General features: G+C 58.9%; 1 protein-coding gene. It reads right to left on the bottom strand.

All coding sequences use genetic code 11. The annotated features are described in order from the left end of the window. Nucleotides 1–213 precede the first annotated feature (213 nt). A complete protein-coding gene (gene gltX / locus ALO64_RS14865) occupies nucleotides 214–1,695 on the bottom strand; it encodes a glutamate--tRNA ligase (RefSeq protein WP_044343281.1) in 1,482 nt (493 codons plus the stop codon). Nucleotides 1,696–1,828: the final 133 nt, after the last annotated feature.

Genomic DNA, 1,828 nt, shown 5'->3' with positions numbered 1-1,828 from the left:
AGCGGGATCGAACCGCTGACCTCCTGCATGCCATGCAGGCGCTCTCCCAGCTGAGCTAAAGCCCCACATCAGTGGACGGGGCGCATATTAAGCGTGAGTGACAGGGCTGTCAAATTTATTTTTTACATTTTTCAAACTTTTTTGTCGGTAATACAACCACTTACCTTTAAACCCCCGGAAAACCGGGGGCGACTGACAGGAATAGGGAACGCCTCAGGCGATGGAGCCCAGCAGCTTTTCCCATTCCTTGTTTTCTTTCTTCGAAACGCCACCCAACAAATCCAGGGCCTGACGCAGGCGGAAGCGGGTCAGGTCCGGACCGAGGATTTCCATCGCATCGGTCACCGAGACCGAATTGGCCTGGCCGGTAATCGCCGCAAACATAAGGGGCATGGCGTCACGCAGCTTGAGCTCGAGGTGCTCAACGACGGCCTGGATGCAACCCATGATCCGGTCTTTCTCCCACTGACGCAGCGACTCCAGCTTCCACAGGATCAACTGCATCACCTGACGGACCTGCTCCGGGGACAGCTTCTTGTGCTCGAACAGCTTCACATCGGGCGTAACGCCACCGGCGAAGAAGAACCCGGCCAGCGGAGCGACCTGACTGAAGGTCTCTACCCTGCCCTGCACGTGCGGTGCGATCTTCATCATGTAGTCTGGGTTCAGTGCCCACGTTTTCAATCGGCTGGCAAACTCCTCGACCGGCAGATCACGCAGCCACTGACCATTGAGCCAGGACAGTTTTTCGATATCGAAGATCGGCCCGCCCAGCGAGACACGCGACAGATCGAAGTTGTCGACCATTTCCTGCAACGAGAACTTCTCGCGCTCGTCCGGCATCGACCAGCCCATGCGCCCCAGGTAATTGAGCATGGCTTCAGGCATGAAGCCCATGCGCTCGTAGAAGGTCACCGACGTCGGGTTCTTGCGCTTGGACAGCTTGCTCTTGTCCGGGTTACGCAGCAGCGGCATGTAGCACAGCTGTGGCTTGTCCCAGCCAAAGTACTCGTAAAGCAGGATCAGTTTGGGTGCCGATGGCAGCCATTCTTCGCCGCGCAGTACGTGGGTGATGCCCATCAGGTGGTCATCGACCACGTTGGCGAGAAAGTAGGTCGGCAGACCGTCGGTCTTCATCAGGACCTGCATATCCATGCGGTCCCACGGGATTTCGACTTCGCCGCGCAGCATGTCCGGCACGACGCAGACGCCTTCGGTCGGCACTTTCATGCGAGTCACGTGGGGCTCGCCAGCGTCCAGACGGCGTTGCACTTCTTCCTTGGAGAGCAGCAAGGCGCGACCGTCATAGCGCGGGGTTTCACCCTTGGCCTGTTGCTCGGCGCGCATCTCGTCCAGCTCTTCGGCGGTGCAGAAACACGGGAAGGCGTGACCCAGCTCGACCAGTTGCTGCGCGTATTTCTGGTAGATATCGCCCCGCTCGCTTTGACGATACGGGCCGTGTGGACCACCGACATCCGGCCCTTCGCTCCACTCGATACCCAGCCAGCGCAGTGCGTCGAAGATCTGCTGTTCGGACTCGCGGGTCGAGCGCAGTTGATCGGTGTCTTCAATGCGCAGAATGAACTCGCCGCCATGCTGTTTGGCAAAGCAGTAGTTGAACAGCGCAATGTAGGCCGTGCCGACGTGAGGGTCGCCCGTGGGCGATGGCGCGATGCGGGTACGAACGGTGGTCATGGAAAATCCCGAAATAGGTCAATCAAGCGCGGAATGTTAACAGGCTGGGGGCATGCGGCTCCAGCGTGAAAGGTAATCGCCGGAACACCTATCGTTCCGCACGCTCCGCGTGGGAATGCAGTTCGTGACGCTC

This window comes from Pseudomonas meliae (assembly GCF_001400515.1).
In the GTDB taxonomy this organism is placed as follows: Bacteria; Pseudomonadota; Gammaproteobacteria; order Pseudomonadales; family Pseudomonadaceae; genus Aquipseudomonas; species Aquipseudomonas amygdali.
Note: the sequence above shows the minus strand (reverse complement) of the source record. Positions and strands in the feature narration are given on the sequence as shown.